The 17,052-nt window shown below is 73.7% G+C and carries 17 protein-coding genes; 11 read left to right on the top strand and 6 right to left on the bottom strand.

Annotation, left to right across the window (positions count from 1 at the left end; translation table 11 throughout):
- The first annotated feature begins 142 nt into the window (after nucleotides 1–142).
- Nucleotides 143–802: a class I SAM-dependent methyltransferase gene (locus QSK22_RS24545; RefSeq protein ID WP_285496768.1), complete on the top strand. Its 660-nt coding sequence runs from the start codon at nucleotides 143–145 to the stop codon at nucleotides 800–802.
- Nucleotides 803–839: 37 nt separating this feature from the next.
- Here QSK22_RS24545 and QSK22_RS24540 read toward each other — a convergent pair whose 3' ends face one another.
- The 5 genes from QSK22_RS24540 to QSK22_RS24520 form a co-directional block, all read right to left on the bottom strand.
- Nucleotides 840–1,940: a prenyltransferase gene (locus QSK22_RS24540; protein ID WP_285496711.1), complete on the bottom strand. Its 1,101-nt coding sequence runs from the start codon at nucleotides 1,938–1,940 to the stop codon at nucleotides 840–842.
- Nucleotides 1,930–2,733: a class I SAM-dependent methyltransferase gene (locus QSK22_RS24535; RefSeq protein ID WP_285496767.1), complete on the bottom strand. Its 804-nt coding sequence runs from the start codon at nucleotides 2,731–2,733 to the stop codon at nucleotides 1,930–1,932. Before QSK22_RS24535 ends, QSK22_RS24540 begins: the two co-directional genes overlap by 11 nt.
- A gap of 74 nt (nucleotides 2,734–2,807) precedes the next feature.
- Complete coding sequence (locus QSK22_RS24530; protein ID WP_285496709.1) at nucleotides 2,808–4,127, bottom strand: glycosyltransferase family 4 protein; 1,320 nt, start codon at nucleotides 4,125–4,127, stop codon at nucleotides 2,808–2,810.
- A 347-nt stretch (nucleotides 4,128–4,474) separates the two neighbouring features.
- Complete coding sequence (locus tag QSK22_RS24525; RefSeq protein WP_285496708.1) at nucleotides 4,475–5,710, bottom strand: cytochrome P450; 1,236 nt, start codon at nucleotides 5,708–5,710, stop codon at nucleotides 4,475–4,477.
- A gap of 213 nt (nucleotides 5,711–5,923) precedes the next feature.
- Nucleotides 5,924–6,103 carry a hypothetical protein gene (locus QSK22_RS24520; protein WP_285496707.1) on the bottom strand — a complete coding sequence of 60 codons (180 nt, stop codon included), beginning with the start codon at nucleotides 6,101–6,103 and terminating at the stop codon, nucleotides 5,924–5,926.
- Nucleotides 6,104–6,186: 83 nt separating this feature from the next.
- Between QSK22_RS24520 and QSK22_RS24515 the strand changes: the two genes are divergently transcribed.
- A complete protein-coding gene (locus QSK22_RS24515; protein ID WP_285496705.1) occupies nucleotides 6,187–6,357 on the top strand; it encodes a hypothetical protein in 171 nt (56 codons plus the stop codon).
- An 84-nt stretch (nucleotides 6,358–6,441) separates the two neighbouring features.
- On the opposite strand, the gene QSK22_RS24510 is transcribed toward QSK22_RS24515, so the two are convergent.
- Complete coding sequence (locus tag QSK22_RS24510) at nucleotides 6,442–7,602, bottom strand: steroid 3-ketoacyl-CoA thiolase (protein WP_285496704.1); 1,161 nt, start codon at nucleotides 7,600–7,602, stop codon at nucleotides 6,442–6,444.
- Between the two features lie 107 nt (nucleotides 7,603–7,709).
- On the opposite strand from QSK22_RS24510, the gene QSK22_RS24505 reads away from it, so the two are divergent.
- The 9 genes from QSK22_RS24505 to alc all read left to right on the top strand — a co-directional run bounded on the left by QSK22_RS24505 (nucleotide 7,710) and on the right by alc (nucleotide 17,015).
- Nucleotides 7,710–8,003 carry an FAD-dependent oxidoreductase gene (locus QSK22_RS24505; RefSeq protein ID WP_285496702.1) on the top strand — a complete coding sequence of 98 codons (294 nt, stop codon included), beginning with the start codon at nucleotides 7,710–7,712 and terminating at the stop codon, nucleotides 8,001–8,003.
- Nucleotides 8,004–8,235: 232 nt separating this feature from the next.
- Nucleotides 8,236–8,742 carry a 2-oxo-4-hydroxy-4-carboxy-5-ureidoimidazoline decarboxylase gene (gene uraD, locus QSK22_RS24500; RefSeq protein ID WP_285496700.1) on the top strand — a complete coding sequence of 169 codons (507 nt, stop codon included), beginning with the start codon at nucleotides 8,236–8,238 and terminating at the stop codon, nucleotides 8,740–8,742.
- Nucleotides 8,743–8,746: 4 nt separating this feature from the next.
- The gene (gene pucL / locus QSK22_RS24495) at nucleotides 8,747–9,610 is read left to right on the top strand and encodes a factor-independent urate hydroxylase (protein ID WP_285496699.1); all 864 of its coding nucleotides are present in this window, start codon (nucleotides 8,747–8,749) and stop codon (nucleotides 9,608–9,610) included.
- A gap of 9 nt (nucleotides 9,611–9,619) precedes the next feature.
- On the top strand, nucleotides 9,620–10,492 hold the full coding sequence (locus QSK22_RS24490) for an FAD binding domain-containing protein (RefSeq protein WP_285496698.1): 873 nt from the start codon (nucleotides 9,620–9,622) through the stop codon (nucleotides 10,490–10,492).
- Entirely contained in the window at nucleotides 10,492–10,971 is a 480-nt protein-coding gene (locus QSK22_RS24485; protein WP_285496766.1) for a (2Fe-2S)-binding protein, read from the top strand. The genes QSK22_RS24490 and QSK22_RS24485 overlap by 1 nt, the downstream gene beginning before the upstream one ends.
- Nucleotides 10,968–12,317, top strand: coding sequence for an 8-oxoguanine deaminase (locus QSK22_RS24480; RefSeq protein WP_285496696.1), 1,350 nt, complete (start codon nucleotides 10,968–10,970; stop codon nucleotides 12,315–12,317). Before QSK22_RS24485 ends, QSK22_RS24480 begins: the two co-directional genes overlap by 4 nt.
- A complete protein-coding gene (pucD, locus tag QSK22_RS24475; protein ID WP_285496693.1) occupies nucleotides 12,317–14,644 on the top strand; it encodes a xanthine dehydrogenase subunit D in 2,328 nt (775 codons plus the stop codon). The genes QSK22_RS24480 and pucD overlap by 1 nt, the downstream gene beginning before the upstream one ends.
- Entirely contained in the window at nucleotides 14,641–15,984 is a 1,344-nt protein-coding gene (allB, locus tag QSK22_RS24470) for an allantoinase AllB (protein WP_285496692.1), read from the top strand. The genes pucD and allB overlap by 4 nt, the downstream gene beginning before the upstream one ends.
- Nucleotides 15,981–17,015, top strand: coding sequence for an allantoicase (gene alc, locus QSK22_RS24465; protein WP_285496691.1), 1,035 nt, complete (start codon nucleotides 15,981–15,983; stop codon nucleotides 17,013–17,015). The genes allB and alc overlap by 4 nt, the downstream gene beginning before the upstream one ends.
- Nucleotides 17,016–17,052 lie beyond the last annotated feature (37 nt).

Raw genomic sequence — 17,052 nt, 5'->3', positions numbered from 1 at the left:
CCCGGGCGCCGCCCCCATGGCCGCCGACCGACCACGGAAGAAGGCACCGATGACCGACACCCTGGCGTCCACCGGCGCGGGGACCCCCGCCGAACCGGCCCCGCCCGCCGCCCGGACGCCCGCGGACACCGCCTACGAGCCCATGCCCCCCGACCTGCTGCGCGCCGCGCTGAACGCCAAGGGCTTCATGCCCGAGCCCGAAGGGCAGGCGCTGTACGAGACGGCGCTGGAGTACGGCGCGCGCCTCGGCGGCCGCGGGCCGCTGCTGGAGGTCGGCAGCTACTGCGGCAAGTCCGCCATCTACCTCGGCGCGGCCGCGCGCCGCACCGGAGCCGTGGTGGTGACCGTGGACCACCACCACGGCTCGGAGGAGAACCAGGCGGGCTGGGAGTACCACGACCCGTCGCTGGTCGATCCGGAGACCGGCCGTATGGACACGCTGCCGACGTTCCGCAAGACGATCGGCGCGGCGGGCCTGGAGGACCACGTGGTGGCCGTCGTGGGCGCGTCCCGCACGGTGGCGCGGCTGTGGCGCACCCCGCTGGCGCTGGCGTTCATCGACGGCGGGCACGCCGAGGAGCACGCCCGCGCCGATTACGAGGGCTGGGCGCCGTGGGTGATGGTCGGCGGCGCGCTGGTCGTCCACGACGTGTTCCCCGACCCGGTGGACGGCGGGCAGGCCCCCTACCAGCACATCTACCTGCGGGCGCTGAACAACGGCGCGTTCGTCGAACGGCGCGCCGTCGGCTCGCTGCGCGTGCTGGAGCGCGTGGACGACCGCGACCCGCTCGCCGCACCGTAGGCCCTCCCCGGCGGCCTTCCCGGGGCCCGCGCGCGGTTCAGACGCCGACGAGGGCGCAGCCGCAGGCGACGGGGTCGGCGGCCGCGGACGGCCCGAGCCGGCGCCCGGCGATCTCCTTGAACAGGCGGGCGCCCGGGGTGGCGTCCGCCAGCACGTCGGCCGCAAGGATCACCGCGGCGGCCGTGTAGGTGGAACGGTCCCCGGGGAAGTGCCGCCGGTTCTCGAACTGCCAGCCCGTCCAGTACGAGCCGTCCTCGTGCCGCAGGTGCTGGACGGTGGCGAACAGCTCCAGCGCCCGGTCCCGCTGGCCCGCCGCGTCCAGCGCCATCACCAGCTCGCAGCTCTCGGCCGCGGTCACCCACGGCTGGTCGGACACGCAGCGGCAGCCCAGCCCCGGCACCACGAACGTGTCCCAGCCCTCGGCCAGGCGGCGCGCGGCGGCCTCCCCGCGCACCGGGCCGCCCAGCACCGGGTAGTACCAGTCCATCGACCAGCGGCGCTTGTCGGCGAACGCCTCCGGATGCTCGGCCACCACATGGCCGAGCTGGTCGGCGGCCAGCTCCCAGTCCGGCTGCGGCTCGCCCAGGTGCTCGGCGAGGGCCACCGCGCAGCGCAGCGACTGGTAGATCGACGAGCAGCCGGTCAGCAGCGCCTCGCCGGCGGCGCGGCCGTCCGGGTCGCGCATCCAGCGGATCTCCCCGCGCCGCGTCTGCAGGCCGAGGGCGAACTCGACGCCGGCGCGCACCGTGGGCCACATGTGCCGGGCGAAGTCCTCGTCGCCGGTCACCAGCAGCTCGTGCCAGACCCCGACCGCCAGATAGGCGGCGTGGTTGGACTCGCCGCCCGGCTCGGTGATCTCGCCCAGCACCCACTTGGCGGGCCAGGACCCGTCCGGCCGCTGCGCGCCGCGCAGCCACTCGTAGGCCAGCCGCGCGTGCTCGCGCAGCCCGGCCACGGTGAGCGCCATGGCGGCCTCGACGTGGTTCCAGGCGTCGACGTGGCCGGGCACGCCGTCCAGCGGCGCGAACCAGGGGATGGCGCCGGACGGCTCCTGCTGGGCGACGATGCTGCGCGCGGTCGCGACGATGTCGTCGGCGGTCACCACGCCGGGCACCGACGGGACGGCCTCAGACGGCATCGGCGGTCTCCCGACCGGCGTCCTCGCCGGAGACCCTGCCGGCGCCGCCTCGCGCACCGTCCGCCGCCGCGGAGCCCTGGTCGGCGGGCTTGGTGAAGTAGACGACGACGCTCTTGCCGATCAGCGGGTTCAGCACGCGCTCGGCCAGCCGGGTCGGCAGCGGCCGCTTCATGATGTCCCACACCAGCAGCTGGTGGTAGGCCTTGGCCAGCGGGTGGTCGTCGTTGTTCACGCCCACCGCGCACTTGATCCACCAGTAGGGGGAGTGCAGGCCGTGCGCGTGGTGGTGGCCGTGCACCCGGAAACCGGTGGCCTTCAGCTTGGCCTCCAGCTCGGCGCGGGTGTAGATGCGCACGTGCCCGCCGGGAGCGGTGTGGTAGTCCTCCGACAGCGCCCAGCAGATCCGCTCGGGCAGCCACGCCGGCACCGTGACGGCCAGGTGCCCGCCGGGCTTGAGCACCCGCAGCAGCTCGCGCATGGCGCGCATGTCGTCGGGGATGTGCTCCAGCACCTCCGACGCGATGATCTTGTCGAAGTGGTCGTCGGGGAAGGGCATGTCGAGGGCGTCGCCCTGGACGGTCCGCGCGGTGGCGCCCTCGGGCGCCTCGCCCGCCAGGCGCATCGCGCCGAACATCTTCTCCACCCCGGCCAGTTCGTCGGCGTCCAGGTCGAAGGCGACGACGTGCGCCCCGCGCCGGTACAGCTCGAACGCGTGCCGTCCGGCGCCGCATCCCATGTCCAGCACCCGTTCTCCGGGGGTGACGCGGAACCGCTGGAAATCCACGGTCAGCAGGGTCGTGCTCCTTCCGTACGGGGGACCGCGCGCGGCCGTCCCTCAGTCGGTGTGCGGGCCCGGACGGGCGCCGGCTACCGCCGCCGGCGTCTGTCGCGGCGGCGCGCGGCGGCGGCCAGCCGCAGGTAGCGGTGCTGGCGGATCGCGGCGCGGTAGTGCTCCACCGTCGCCTGCGCCACCGCCCGCCAGGCGAACCGCTCGCGCACCCGCGCCAGCGCCGCCTCGGACAGCCGGGCGCGCTCGGCGGGCGAGTCGTGCAGGCGGCGCAGCGTGGCGGCCAGCTCCTCGTCGTCGCCCGGCTGCACCAGCACGGCCGCGTCGCCGACCACCTCCGGCAGCGCCCCGGCGCGGCTGGCCACCAGCGGCGTCCCGGACGCCATGTGCTCGACGGCGGGCAGCGAGAACCCCTCGTACCGGGACGGCACCACCGCGATCTCGGCGGACGCCAGCAGCTCGCCCAGCTCCTGGTCGCCGATGCCGCTGACGAACCGCACCCGCTCGCCCAGCGCCAGCTCCCGCACCAGCCGCTCGGTGGGGCCGTCCGGCTGCGGGCGGCTGACCACGACCACGTGCACGTCGCGTTCGGTGGCGACCTTGGCGACCGCGCGCAGCAGCACGTCCACGCCCTTGATCGGCGCGTCCGCGCTGGCCATCGCCACGATCCGGCCGGGCACCCGCGGGCCGCGCGGGTGGAAGATCCGGGTGTCCACGCCCAGCGGCAGGATCTCGATGTCGCGCGGATCGACCCGGAAGTCCTTGACGATGTCCACCTTGGAGGACTCCGAGACGGTCAGCACCGGCCCGACCCGCCGCGCCACCTGCGCCTGCATCGCCACGAAGCCGTACCATCGGCGCTTGCCGAACCGCTCCAGCCAGCCGTGCGCCGCCTCCAGCTCGATCCGCCGGTCCACGCTGATCGGGTGGTGGATGCTGGTGACCAGCGGCAGGCCCAGCCGGGGGATGCCGAGGTTGCCCAGGCCGAGCACCTGGTTGTCGTGCGCCACGTCGAAGTCGCCGCGGCGGCGCCGCAGCTCGCGCAGCATCCGCAGGCTGAAGGTCAGCGGCTCGGGGAAGCCGCCGGTGCGCATGTGGGCGAACTCCAGCACGTCGATCCAGTCGCGGAACTCGCCGAGCGCCGGGGTGCGGAACGGATCGTCGTCCCGGTACAGGTCCAGGCTGGGGATCTTGGTCAGGACGATCTCGTCCCGGTCCAGCTCCGGATAGGGCTGCCCGGAGAAGACCTCCACGGTGTGCCCCAGGTCGACCAGCTCGCGGGTCAGATGGCGCAGATACACGCCCTGGCCGCCGCAGTGCGGCTTGCTCCGGTAGGAGAGCAGTGCGACGCGCAACGGACCGCCCTGCTCCCGGGGCGGTGCCTGCTCTGCCTCAGCCACGCCAGCCCCTGCTCACGCACCACTCCCGTCCAGTAGGGGGGACCCTGGGCGATGCCTCGGCCGTGTGCCGGCGCCGTGGCCGCGCGGCCGCCTCAGCCACGCGCCGACGCCTCCTGGACCTCGCGAACCTCGCGAACCCGGACCGGCATCTCCTTTATCCCGTTTGTTGAACTAGACCTTAGTCTGCGGAGGTTACCGGACGGTTCAGTATTAGGCATAGCGTCCAAGAGCGTTTCGAAGAGCACATCCGGCTCCAAGCGGGCGAGACGGGCGCATCGGGCGCCGGTGCGGGTTGCCGGCGGGCACGTGGGCGCCGGGATCGGGCCGGATCGATGCCGGGGCGCCCGTCACTTCCTAGGCGTTGCGGCGGGGCGGGGAGTGAAGCGGACGGGCAGCTCCTTGTAGCCGTTGATGAAGTTGGACCGCAGCCGGCGCGGTTCGCCCGCCGGGGCGATGTCGGGCACCCGGTCCAGGATCGTCTCGAAGATGATCTTCAGGTTCATCCGGGCCAGGTGGGTGCCCAGGCAGTAGTGCGGTCCGCCGCCGCCGAAGCCCAGGTGCGGGTTGGGGTCGCGGCCGATGTCGAAGGCGAACGGGTCGTCGAACACCGCCTCGTCCCGGTTCGCCGACGGGTAGAACAGCACCACCTTGTCGCCGGCGCGGATCGTCTTGCCGCCGACTTCGGTGTCGGTGGTGGCGGTGCGGCGGAATTGGTTGATCGGTGACACCCAGCGGACGATCTCCTCCACCGCCGACGGCAGCAGGCTCCGGTCGGCCTTCAGCCGCTCCCACTGCTCGGGCCGCTCGAAGAACGCCTGCATGCCGCCCGCGGTGGCGGTGCGCGTGGTCTCGTTCCCGGCGATCGACAGCATGAGCACGAACATTTGGAACTCCGACAGGCTCAGCCGGCTGCCGTCCGGCGCGGGCTGCAGCAGCTTGGTGACGATGTCGTCGCGCGGATCGGACTCGCGTTTTTCGGCCAGCTCGGCCGCCCAGGCCAGGAACTCGGCGGCGTACCGGATGCTGTCGGAGCGGTCGCCGATGAACTCGGGGTCGTTGAAGGCCACCAGCTTGTTGGACCAGTAGAAGATCTGCTTGCGCTCCTCCAGCGGCGCGCCGAGCAGCTCGCAGATCGTGTACAGCGGCAGCGGCGCGGCGAAGTGCTCGACGAAGTCGCACTCGCCGAGCGGCACCGCCTCGTCGATGAGCCGGTGGCAGACGTCCCGGATGTGCTGCTCCAGCTTGCCGATCATGCGCGGGGTGAAGCCGCGGTTGACCATGGCGCGCAGCCGGGTGTGGTCCGGCGGGTCCTGGAACAGCATCATCGTCCCGTACAGGGCGATGTCCTCGTCGGTGAACTCCTCGAACATCGCGGTGCGCGTGTGCGAGGAGAACAGCTCCGGATGCCGCGAGACGTGCACCACGTCCGCGTGCCGGGTGATCGCCCAGAACCCCGGCACCCCCTCGTAGGGGTCGGGATGCCAGTGCACCGGGTCGTTCGCGCGCAGCCAGGCGAACTGCTCGTGCGGGACTCCGCCGTTCTCGTAGACGCCGGGATCGATGACGTTGATCTCAGGGGCCATGGCCGTCCTCGGAGCGGGTGTCGGGGTGGGGCGGCGGGCGCCGTCGCGGGGACGCCGGCCACACCCATGATCGAACGCTTGCTTGGTTTGCTGGCTAGAACCGGTTCTAACATGAGACGGGAGTCTCATCAAGCGTCTCACGGAAGAGAGTCGCGTCGCATCCGGGCACGTCGCCGCGCAGAGGGAACCTCGGCGGTGCTCAGGTCGGGCGAATCAGGCGGCGCGGACGAACCGGATCGGGGCGTCCGCCCCGTCCCGCCGGGCCACCCCGCGCCGCTCCAGGGTGCGCAGGTGCGCAGCCGCCTCGCCCGCGGCCATCTCCCGGTCCGCCAAGCCCATCGCCTCCCATGGCGAACGCCGGTGCAGGCCCGCCGCGACCTGCCACAGCGTCACCGGCTCGGCGCCCAGCAGCGGCGACCTCGGCGAGCCGGTCCTCGTGGTGCCCGATGATCGCGCGGGCGCGTTCCGCCAGGCCGGTGAAGCGGGACTGCTGGGCGGGCAGCACCTCCGGCACGCTCGGCCGCGGGCAGCCCGGCGACACGGCGCAGCGACGCCAGGAAGTCGCCGAGCCCCTCGCCGAGCACCGCCCAGGCGTCCTCGTGTTCTCGTCCACCAGCACCGGGCCGCGCACGCTCTCCAGCACGTAGACCGGCGTGTACGCCGGCGGATTGCCGGGGATGGGCACCGGAACGCTCTACAGCCCCCCGCCCGGATGCTGCGGCCGCACCGGCTCAGAGGCGTTCGAGGACGGTCGCCGTGGACAGCGCCCCGCCGCAGCACATGGTGACCAGCGCGGTCGCGGCGTCCCGGCGCTCCAGCTCGTGCAGCGCCGTGGTGACCAACCGGGCCCCGGTCGCGCCCACCGGATGCCCGAGCGCGATGGCGCCGCCGTTGACATTGACCTTGTCCATGTCCGGCCGGTGCACCGACGCCCAGGACAGCACCACGGACGCGAACGCCTCGTTGATCTCCACCAGGTCGATGTCGCCGAGCGTCATCCCGCTGCGGGCCAACACCCGCTCGGTCGACTGCACCGGCCCGTCCAGGTGGTAGTACGGCTCGGCCCCCACCAGCGCCTGGGCCCTGATGCGCGCGCGCGGACGCACCCCCAGCGCCTGGGCCTTCTCCTCCGACATCAGCAGCACGGCCGCCGCCCCGTCGGAGATCTGCGAGGACGTGCCCGCCGTGTGCAGCGCCCCCTCGCCCAGGACGGGCTTGAGCCGGGCCAGCCCCTCGCGCGTCGTCTCCCTGAGCCCCTGGTCGCGGGTGACCGTGCGCGTCTGCCCGGTGGGCTGCCCGTTCTCGTCCAGCACGGGCGCGTCGATCGGGGCGATCTCCCTGTCGAAGCGGCCGTCCGCCCATGCCTTGGCGGCCCGTTGCTGGGAGCGGACCCCGAACGCGTCCAGGTCGTCCCGCGTCAGCCCGCGCCGCCGCGCGATCCGCTCGGCGGCCTCGAACTGGTTCGGCATGTCGATCGACCAGTCGTCCGGACGCGGCTTGGCGGGCAGCACGTTGCTGCCTAGCGGAGACCGGCTCATCACCTCCACGCCGCACCCGATCGCCACGTCCACGGTGCCCGCCGCGATCTGCGCCGCCGCCAGGTGCACCGCCTGCTGCGCCGACCCGCACTGCGCGTCGATGGTCGTGACACCCGTCTGCCATGGCAGCCCCGCGTACAGCCAGGCGTACCGGCCCACATGGCCGCCCTGCTCGCCGGCCTGCGTGACGCACCCGGCGAAGACCTCCTCCACCTCGGCCGCGTCCACCTCCGCCCGCTCCACGACCGCCCTGAGCACGTGCGCCAGGACGGCCTGCGCCTTGAGCCCCGCCAGCCACCCGTTGCGCTTGCCCAGCGGCGTGCGCACCGCCTCGACTATCACCGGCCTGCCCATAGCGGTGCCTCCCAGACGCAACGTCCCGAACCGGATTCACCCAGACTGTAACCTGTTCCACTTTCCCCCACCAGACCCTCCACGACCAGGCCCCACCCTCCCGAACCGTGTCCAGCGCCCTGGGCACCGGATATGGGTGCATCGCAGGCGCCCGCCAACTGGATGCATACTGTACGTTACTACTCAATTACTATAAGCTTCACCTCGGCGATGCTGCGCACGCCATGCCGCCCGACCTCGGCCAGGGCGCCGGCCAGGCGTTCCAGGATGCGGCCGCGCTGACCCGCCACCTGGCCGGAGCCGAGCCGGGGGACGTCGTCCGACGTCTCCTGCGCGACGACGCCGAACGCAGGCCCAGCGCCAACCGCATGATGCGGGCGGCGGCCGGCAGTCGCGGCTGACCTCCCAGACCGGCGCCGCCGCGTGGCTGCGCGACGCGATGCTGCGCGCCGTACCCTCCCGGCTGGCCACCCGGCCGATCGTCGCCCTGTGGCACGCCTAACGCTCCGCGGTTTGTAGAAACGTACGAATTCCGGTGCGAGGCGGCGGCGGTGTTCGGGGGAACCGGATCTCGACCCGGCGGCATGAGGTGTGTGTACTCGGGGGACAGCACCCACACGTCGGGAGGTGCCGGTGGATCCTGGTCTGCGGCGGTTGAACGGGCTGCCCCGGGCGGAGGCGGAGGCCGAGCTGCGCACGTGCTGCGCCTCGCGGCGGTGGGCGGCGCAGGTGGCGGCGAAGCGGCCGTTCGCCGACCGGGCGGCGCTGTGGGCGGCCACCGCCGACGCGATGGACGGCCTGGAATGGGGCGACATCGAGGAGGCGCTGCGGGCCCATCCCCGGATCGGCGAGCGCGCGGGCGGTGCGTCGCGGGAAGCGGCCTGGTCGCGCAACGAGCAGGCCGGGATGGCGGGCGCCGACGACGATCTGAAGGCCGCTCTCGTCGAAGGCAACCGGGAGTACGAGCGGCGGTTCGGGCACGTGTTCCTGATCTGCGCGACGGGGCGCAGCGCGGCGGAGATGCTGGCTGCGCTGCGCACCCGGCTGGCCAACGACCCCGAGTCCGAGCGGGCGGTGGTCCGCGACGAGCTGGCGAAGATCACCGAGTTGCGGCTGGCGAAGCTGCTGGGAGGAGGGTAGGCCGGTGGCGATCGTTCTGGGGCCGAACCGGTACGGCAAGGCCGAGACGCGGGTCGTCCACGTCAGCAGGGACGGCGAGACGCATCACCTCAGGGACCTCAACGTCAGCATCTCGCTGTCGGGGGACATGGACGCGGTGCACCTGACGGGCGACAACTCGGCGGTCCTGCCGACGGACTCGCAGAAGAACACCGTGTTCGCCTTCGCCCGCAAGCACGGCGTCGGGGAGATCGAGGAGTTCGGGCTGCTGCTGGCCCGGCACTTCGTCGCCTCGCAGCCGACCATCCGGCACGCCCGGGTCGAGATCGCAGAGTACGCCTGGGAGCGCCAGGGCCCCCACTCGTTCGTCAGGTCGGGCCGGGAGGTCAGGACGGCGCTCGTCCACAGCGACGGGCCGGGCGGGCGCGAGTCGGTGGTGTCGGGGCTGACGGACCTGGTGGTTCTCAACTCCACCGGCAGCGAGTTCCACGGGTTCATCCGCGACGAGTACACCACCCTGGAACCCACCCGCGACCGGATCCTGGCGACGTCGGTGACGGCGCGCTGGCGGCACCGGGGCACCGACGCCGCATGGGGGCGGTCGTACGAGCGGGCCAGAAGGTGCCTGCTGGAGGCGTTCGCCGGCACCCACAGCCTGTCGCTGCAGCAGACGCTGTACCAGATGGGGCGGCATGTGCTGGCCGAGTGCGGGGAGATCTGCGAGGTACGGCTGTCCATGCCGAACAAGCATCACTTCGCGGTGGACCTGACGCCGTTCGGCATGGACAACGACAACGAGGTCTTCTTCGCCGCGGACCGCCCGTACGGGCTGATCGAGGGCACCGTCCTGGACGACGCGGTCCCGACGGCGCCGGGGGCCTGGAGCTAAGGGAGGGGCATGGAGTTCCTGCGTCCGGCGAGCTGGGCGGACGCGCTGGCCGCCAAGGCCGAGCGGCCCGGCGCCGTGCCCATCCAGGGCGGCACGGACGTCATGGTCGAGATCAACTTCGATGTGCGCCGCCCCGAGGCGCTGCTCGACCTGAACCCGGTGAAGGAGCTGGCCGAGTGGGACGTCGCCGACGACGGGCGGCTGCGGGTCGGCGCCGGGGTGCCGTACGCGCGGCTCATCGCGGAGCTGGGCGACCGGCTGCCGGGGCTGGCGCAGGCGTCCCGCACGGTGGGGTCGCCGCAGATCCGCAACCGCGGCACGATCGGCGGGAACCTGGGCGCGGCCTCGCCCGCCGGGGACGGGCATCCGCCGCTGCTGGCGGGCGGCGCCGAGATCGAGGTGGAGTCGGCGCGGCGCGGCGTGCGGATGATCCCGGCGGCGGAGTTCTTCACCGGCGTCAAGGCGAACGCGCTGCGCGACGACGAGCTGATCCGGGCGTTCTGGATCGCCCCGGCGAGCGGCCCCCAGTACTTCGCCAAGGTCGGCACCCGCAACGCCATGGTGATCGCGGTGTGCTCGTTCGCCGTCGCGCTGCACCCCGAGCGGCGCCGGGTCGGCACCGGGCTGGGGTCGGCGGCGCCGACGCCGCGCCGCGCCACCGCCGCCGAGGAGTTCGCGTCGGCCGAGCTGGACTGGACGGGGCGGCGGCCGCTGGACCCGGCGGTCGCGCGGCGGTTCGGCGAGCTGGCCGCCGCCGCGGCGTCCCCGATCGACGACGTGCGCGGCACCGCCCGCTACCGCCGGCACGCACTGGCGGTCCTGGCGCGCCGCACGCTGAGCTGGGCCTGGAACGACTACGTGGCTGGACGGAGGGCCTCGTGATGCGGGTCAACTTCACCGTCAACGGTTGCGCGCAGACCGTCGACGACGTGTGGGAGGGCGAGAGCCTGCTGTACGTGCTGCGCGAGCGGCTGGGCCTGCCCGGCTCCAAGAACGCATGCGAGCAGGGCGAATGCGGGTCGTGCACGGTGCACCTGGACGATGTGCCGGTGTGCGCCTGCCTGGTGGCCGCCGGGCAGGTGGAGGGGCGCCGCGTCCGCACCGTGGAGGGGCTGGCCGACCGGGGCGGCGAGCGGCTCGATCCGGTGCAGGAGGCGTTCGTGGAGGCGGGCGCCGTGCAGTGCGGGTTCTGCACGCCGGGGCTGGTCGTCCAGGCGCACGACCTGCTCAGCCGCGTGCCCGACCCGCAGGACGCGCAGATCCGCGAGGCGCTGGCGGGCAACCTGTGCCGCTGCACCGGATACGAGAAGATCCTCGACGCGGTGCGGCTGGCCGCGCGGCGGAAGGCGGCCGCCCGATGAAGGTCATCGAGAACGCCTACGTCGTCACCGTGGCGGGGGACGAGCATCCCGGCGGGCACATCGTCATCGACGGCGACCGCATCGCGGCGGTGGGCCCCGGGCCCGCGCCGCGCATCGACGGCGCGGAGCGGATCGACGGCACCGGCTGCCTGGCCACCCCCGGCCTGGTCAACACCCACCACCACCTGTACCAGTGGGCGACCCAGGGCCTGGCCGTCGACAGCACGCTGTTCGAGTGGCTGGTGGCGTCCTACCGGGTGTGGGCGCGGATGGACGCCGAGGTGGTGCAGGGCGCGGCCGGCGCGGGCCTCGCCTGGCTGGCGCTGTCGGGGTGCACCACCACGACCGACCACCACTACGTGTTCCCCAAGGGGCGCGGCGACCTGTTCGCCGCCGAGATCGAGGCGGCGGCCGAGGTGGGCGTCCGTTTCCACCCGTGCCGCGGCTCCATGGACCGCGGCCGCTCCCACGGCGGCCTGCCGCCGGACGAGGTGGTCGAGGACCTCGACACGATCCTCGCCGAGACCGAGACCGCGATCGACCGGTACCACGACGCCTCGCCCGGGTCGATGCTGCGCGTCGCGGTCGCGCCGTGCTCGCCGTTCTCGGTGAATAAGGAGCTGCTGGTGGCGGCGGCCGGGCTGGCCCGCGCCAAGGGCGTCCGGCTGCACACCCACCTCGCCGAGACCCTCGACGAGGAAGAGCACACCAAGCAGCAGTTCGGCATGACGCCCGTCGAGTACATGGACTCCATCGGCTGGCTGGGCTCCGACGTCTGGCTGGCGCACTGCGTCCACCTGCACGACTCCGACATCGCGCGGCTGGCCGAGACCGGCACCGCAACGGCGCACTGCCCCAGCTCCAACGCGCGGCTCGGCGCCGGCATCGCCCGCGTAGCGCACCTGCTGGCGGCGGGCGCACCGGTCGGGCTGGGCGTGGACGGGGCGGCGTCGGCGGAACTGGTGCCGCTGGCCGGGGAGCTGCGGCAGGCCGTCTACATGCAGCGCGCCCGGTACGGGCCGACCGCGCTGACCGCCCGGCAGGCCCTGGAGATGGCCACCCTCGGCGGCGCCCGCTGCCTGGGCCGCCAGGACGAACTCGGCACGCTGGAGCCGGGCCGGCTCGCCGACATCGCGCTGTGGCGGGTGGACGGCTTCCACGCCGCCGTCGACGACCCCGTGGTGGCGCTGGTGTTCGGGCAGACGCCGCCGCTGGCCCGCCTGCTGGTCGGCGGCCGCACCGTGGTCGAGGACGGCGTGCTCGTCACCGTCCCGCAGGACGAGGCCGCCCGCCGCGGCGCCGACGCCCACCGCCGTCTCATGGCGCTCGCCGAGGAGGTGGTGTGATGGCCGCGCCGCCGCGCAGCCCCGGCCGGATCGCCGCGCCCGGCCTCGGCGGGGTGGGGGACAGCCCGCCCCGGCCCGACGGCACCCTGAAGGTCACCGGCGAGTTCGCCTACGCGTCCGACCTGTGGATGGACGGCATGCTGTGGGGCGCCACGCTGCGCAGCCCGCACCCGCGCGCCCGCATCGCCTCGATCGACATCGGCCCCGCGCTGGCCACACCGGGCGTGCACGCCGTCCTGACGCACGAGGACGTCCCCGGCGAGAAGGTGTACGGGCTGGACGGCACGCGGGACCAGCCGGTGCTGGCCATCGGCGAGGTCCGCCACCAGGGCGAGCCGGTCGCGCTGGTCGCCGCCGACCACCCGGAGATCGCACGCCGCGCGATGGAGAAGATCGCGGTCGAGTGGGAGGTGCTGGAACCGGTCACCGACCCGCGCGCCGTCATCGCCGACCCCGAAGGCAACCGGGTGCAGGAGCGCGGCGGCATCTGCCGGTACCAGCCCGTCCGCGTGGGGGACGTCGCGCAGGCCAAGCGGCGGGCCGAGGTCGTGGTGTCGGGCGAGTACGAGGTCGGCATCCAGGACCAGGCGTTCCTCGGCCCCGAATCCGGGCTGGCCGTGCCCGCCGAGGACGGCGGCCTGGACATGTACGTGTCCACCCAGTGGATGCACAACGACCTGCGGCAGATCGCGCCGTGCCTGGGGCTGCGCGAGGACCAGATCCGCATGACGCTGGCGGGCGTGGGCGGCGCGTTCGGCGGACGCGAGGACCTGTCGATGCAGATCCACGCGGGCATGCTGGCGCTGCGCACGGGCCGTCCGGTGAAGATGTCCTACAACCGGTACGAGTCGTTCTTCGGGCACGTGCACCGGCATCCGGCGCTGATGCGGTACGAGTACGGCGCCACCCGCGACGGCCGCCTGCTGTACGCCGACGTGGAGATCGTGCTGGACGGCGGCGCGTACACCTCCTCCACGCTGAACGTCACCGCCAACGCGGCCTCGCTGGGCGTCGGCCCGTACGAGATCCCCAACATCAGCATCGACGCGTACGGCGTGTACACCAACAACCCGCCGTGCGGCGCGATGCGCGGGTTCGGCGCGGTGCAGGCGTGCTTCGCCTACGAGTCGATGATGGACAAACTGGCCGCGGCCTGCGGGATCGGCCCGCTGGAGGTGCGGCGCCGCAACGCCGTCCGCCAGGGCTCCAGGCTGGCCACCGGCCAGGTGATCGACTCCCCGGCGCCGCTGGCCGAGCTGCTGGACCGGCTGGAGGCGATGCCGATGCCACCGCCGCCCGGCCCGTCCCCCGACATCCGCGACCTGCCGGGCGGCGCGTCCCAGACCACGCACGGCGAGGGCGTCGTGCGCGGCGTCGGCTACGGCGTCGGCCTGAAGAACATCTGCTTCTCCGAGGGGTTCGACGACTACTCCACGGCGCGGGTGCGGCTGGAGGTGATCGGCGGGGAGCCGGCCGCGCTGGTGCACACGGCCGCCGCCGAGGTCGGGCAGGGCCTGGTCACCCTGCAGGCGCAGATCGCCCGCACCGAGCTGGGCGTGCAGCGGGTGACGATCCACCCCGCCGACAACCGGGTGGGGGACGCCGGGTCGTCCAGCGCGTCCCGCCAGTCCTACATGACCGGCGGCGCCGTCAAGACCGCCTGCGAGGCCGTGCGGGCCGAGCTGCTGGCGCGGGCCGGGCGGCGGCTCGGGCTCGACGCGTCCGGGCTGTCGGTGCGCGACGGCAAGATCGTGGCGCGGGACGCGGAGGTCGTGGCGTCGATCGAGGAGATCCTCGGCGGCGACGCCATCGAGGCGACCCGCGAGTACCACCACCGGCCCACGCAGCGGATGGACCCCGTCACCGGGCAGGGCGACAGCCACAACCAGCTCGCCCTGTGCGTGCACCGGGCCGTGGTGGACGTGGACGTCGAACTCGGCCTGGTCAAGGTGGTGGAGCTGGCCGCCGTCCAGGACGTCGGCAAGATCATGAACCCGCAGGCGCTGGAGGGCCAGATCCACGGCGGCACCGCGCAGGGGCTCGGGCTGGCGCTGATGGAGGAGATCCAGGTGACCGGCGGCCGGGTCCGCAACCCGTCGTTCACCGACTACCTGATCCCCACCATCCTCGACATGCCGCCGATGCGGCTGGACATCGTCGAATACCCGGATCCGCACGCCCCCTACGGGCTGCGCGGCGCGGGCGAGCCGCCCACCCTGTCGTCCACACCCGCGATCGTCGCCGCCATCCGGGACGCGACCGGCCGGCCGCTCACACGAGTACCCGTCCGTCCTGAGGAGATATCCCTGCCAGGGGGTGCCGCGTGAACACAGTGACCGAGGTCAACGAACCGTACGATCTGGTCGTCCGCTCCCGCCGGACGGTGCTGCCGACGGGGGAGCGGGCGGCCGCGGTGGCCGTGCGGCACGGGGTGATCGCCGCGATCGGAGCCCTGGACGCCCCGTTCGCCGCCGCCGAGGAGGTCGATCTCGGCGACGTCGCGCTGCTGCCGGGCCTGGTCGACACCCACGTGCACGTCAACGAGCCGGGACGCACCGAATGGGAGGGCTTCGCCAGCGCCACGCGCGCCGCCGCGGCCGGGGGCGTGACGACGCTGATCGACATGCCGCTCAACTCGCTGCCCCCGACCACCGAGCCCTACGCCCTGGCGGTCAAGCGCAAGACGGCGGCCGGCCAGTGCTTCGTGGACGTGGGGTTCTGGGGCGGCGCCGTCCCCGGCAACCTGCCGCAGCTGCGGCCCCTGCACGAGCGGGGCGTGTTCGGGTTCAAGTGCTTCACCTGCGACTCGGGCGTGCCGGAGTTCCCGCCGCTGACGCCCCGGCAGATGCGCGAGGCGTTCGCCGAGATCGCCATGCTCGGCGGGCTGGTGGCCGTGCACGCCGAGGACCCGGACGCGCTGGGCGAGCCGCGCGGCGCCGACTTCGCCGCGTTCGCCGCGTCCCGCCCGCCGGACGCCGAACGCGCCGCCGTGCAACGGGTGATCCGCCTGGTGGAGGAGACGGGCGTGCGCGCGCACATCCTGCACCTGTCCGCCGCCGCCTGCCTGGAACCGATCGCCGACGCCCAGCGCGACGGGCTGCCGGTGACCGCCGAGACCTGCCCGCACTACCTGACGCTCGCGCCCGAGGACGTCCCCGGCGTGACCGGCACCTCGTTCAAGTGCTGCCCGCCCATCCGCGACAAGGCCAACCGCGAGGAGCTGTGGGGAGCGCTCACCGACGGCGTGATCTCCTGCGTGGTGTCCGACCACTCGCCCTGCACGCCGCAACTCAAACGCGGCGACTTCCGCACCGCGTGGGGCGGAATCTCCTCCCTGCAGATCGCCCTGCCCGTGATGTGGACGGCCGCCGCCTCCCGCGGGCACGGGCTGGACGCGGTGGCGCGCTGGATGGCCGAGGAGCCGGCCGCGCTCGCCGGCCTGGACGCCCGCAAGGGCCGCATCGCCGTCGGGCACGACGCCGACCTGGTCGCGTTCGCCGCCGACCGGACGTTCATGGTCGATCCCGACCGGCTGCGGCACCGCCACCCCGTCACCCCGTACGCGGGACGCACGCTGAGCGGCGTCGTCCGGGCCACCTGGGTGCGGGGCGTGCTCGTCGACGACGGCACGCCGCGCGGCGAACTGCTGACCAGGGTGCGCCCGTGAGCGACGCCACCGCCCTGCCCGACCTGGCCGTACGGACCCTGGGCGGCTCGGTGATCGCCGCCAGCGACGAGTCGTTCGCCGCCAAGGAGAACCTGATCAACCCGTGGGCCCCGGTGTTCCGGCCGCAGACGTTCGGCGCCAAGGGGCAGGAGTACGACGGCTGGGAGACCGCGCGGCGCCGCCCCGGCCCGGACGGGCGGCTCGGGCACGACTGGGCGGTCGTCCGGCTCGGCCTGCCCGGCGTCATCCGCGGCGTCGTCATCGACACCGCCCACTTCACCGGCAACTTCCCGCCGCAGGCGTCGGTGGAGGCGTGCGCGGTGGACGGCCACCCCTCGCCCGACGAGGTCGCCGCCGCCGACTGGGTGGAGATCGTCCCCATGAGCCCGCTCAAAGGCGACACCGCGCACGAGTTCACCGTCGCGGGGGTGGAGCGGCGCTTCACCCACGTGCGGCTGAACATCCACCCCGACGGCGGCGTGGCCCGGCTGCGCGTGCACGGCGACGTCGTCCCCGACCCGCGGCTGCTCACCGGCCTCACCATCGACCTGGCCGCGCTGGAGAACGGCGGCCGCGTCGTCGCCTGCTCCAACGGGTTCTACTCGGCGCCCGACAACATGCTGCACCCCGGGCCGGCCCGCAACCAGTCCGAAGGGTGGGAGACCGCGCGGCGCCGCGAACCCGGCAACGAATGGGCGGTCGTCCGGCTCGCCGCCCCCGGCGTGATCCGCCTCGCCGAGATCGACACCAGCAACCTGCGGTACAACGCGCCCGGCGCCGTCGCGCTGTGGGGACTGGACGCCCGCCGCGCCTCCCTGGACGACGCGTCCGCCTGGCGGGAACTCCTTGCCCGCACCCGCGTGCAGCCCGACGGGCGGCACCGCTTCCGCCTGCCCGGCGACCGCGAGGTCACCCACGTCCGCGTCGACATCCACCCCGACGGCGGCCTGGCCCGCCTGCGCCTGTTCGGCGACCTCACCCCCGACGGCGAACGCCTCCTCACCGCCCGCTGGCACGAACTGACCAACTGAACCGGGCCGGTGCGCGTCGAACAGATGGCAAGTCGCG

It is taken from the genome of Actinomadura sp. NBRC 104425 (assembly GCF_030269545.1).
Taxonomy (GTDB): domain Bacteria; phylum Actinomycetota; class Actinomycetes; order Streptosporangiales; family Streptosporangiaceae; genus Spirillospora; species Spirillospora keratinilytica.
The sequence above is the reverse complement of the archived record's forward strand: the minus strand, read 5'-3'. Positions and strand labels throughout refer to the sequence as shown.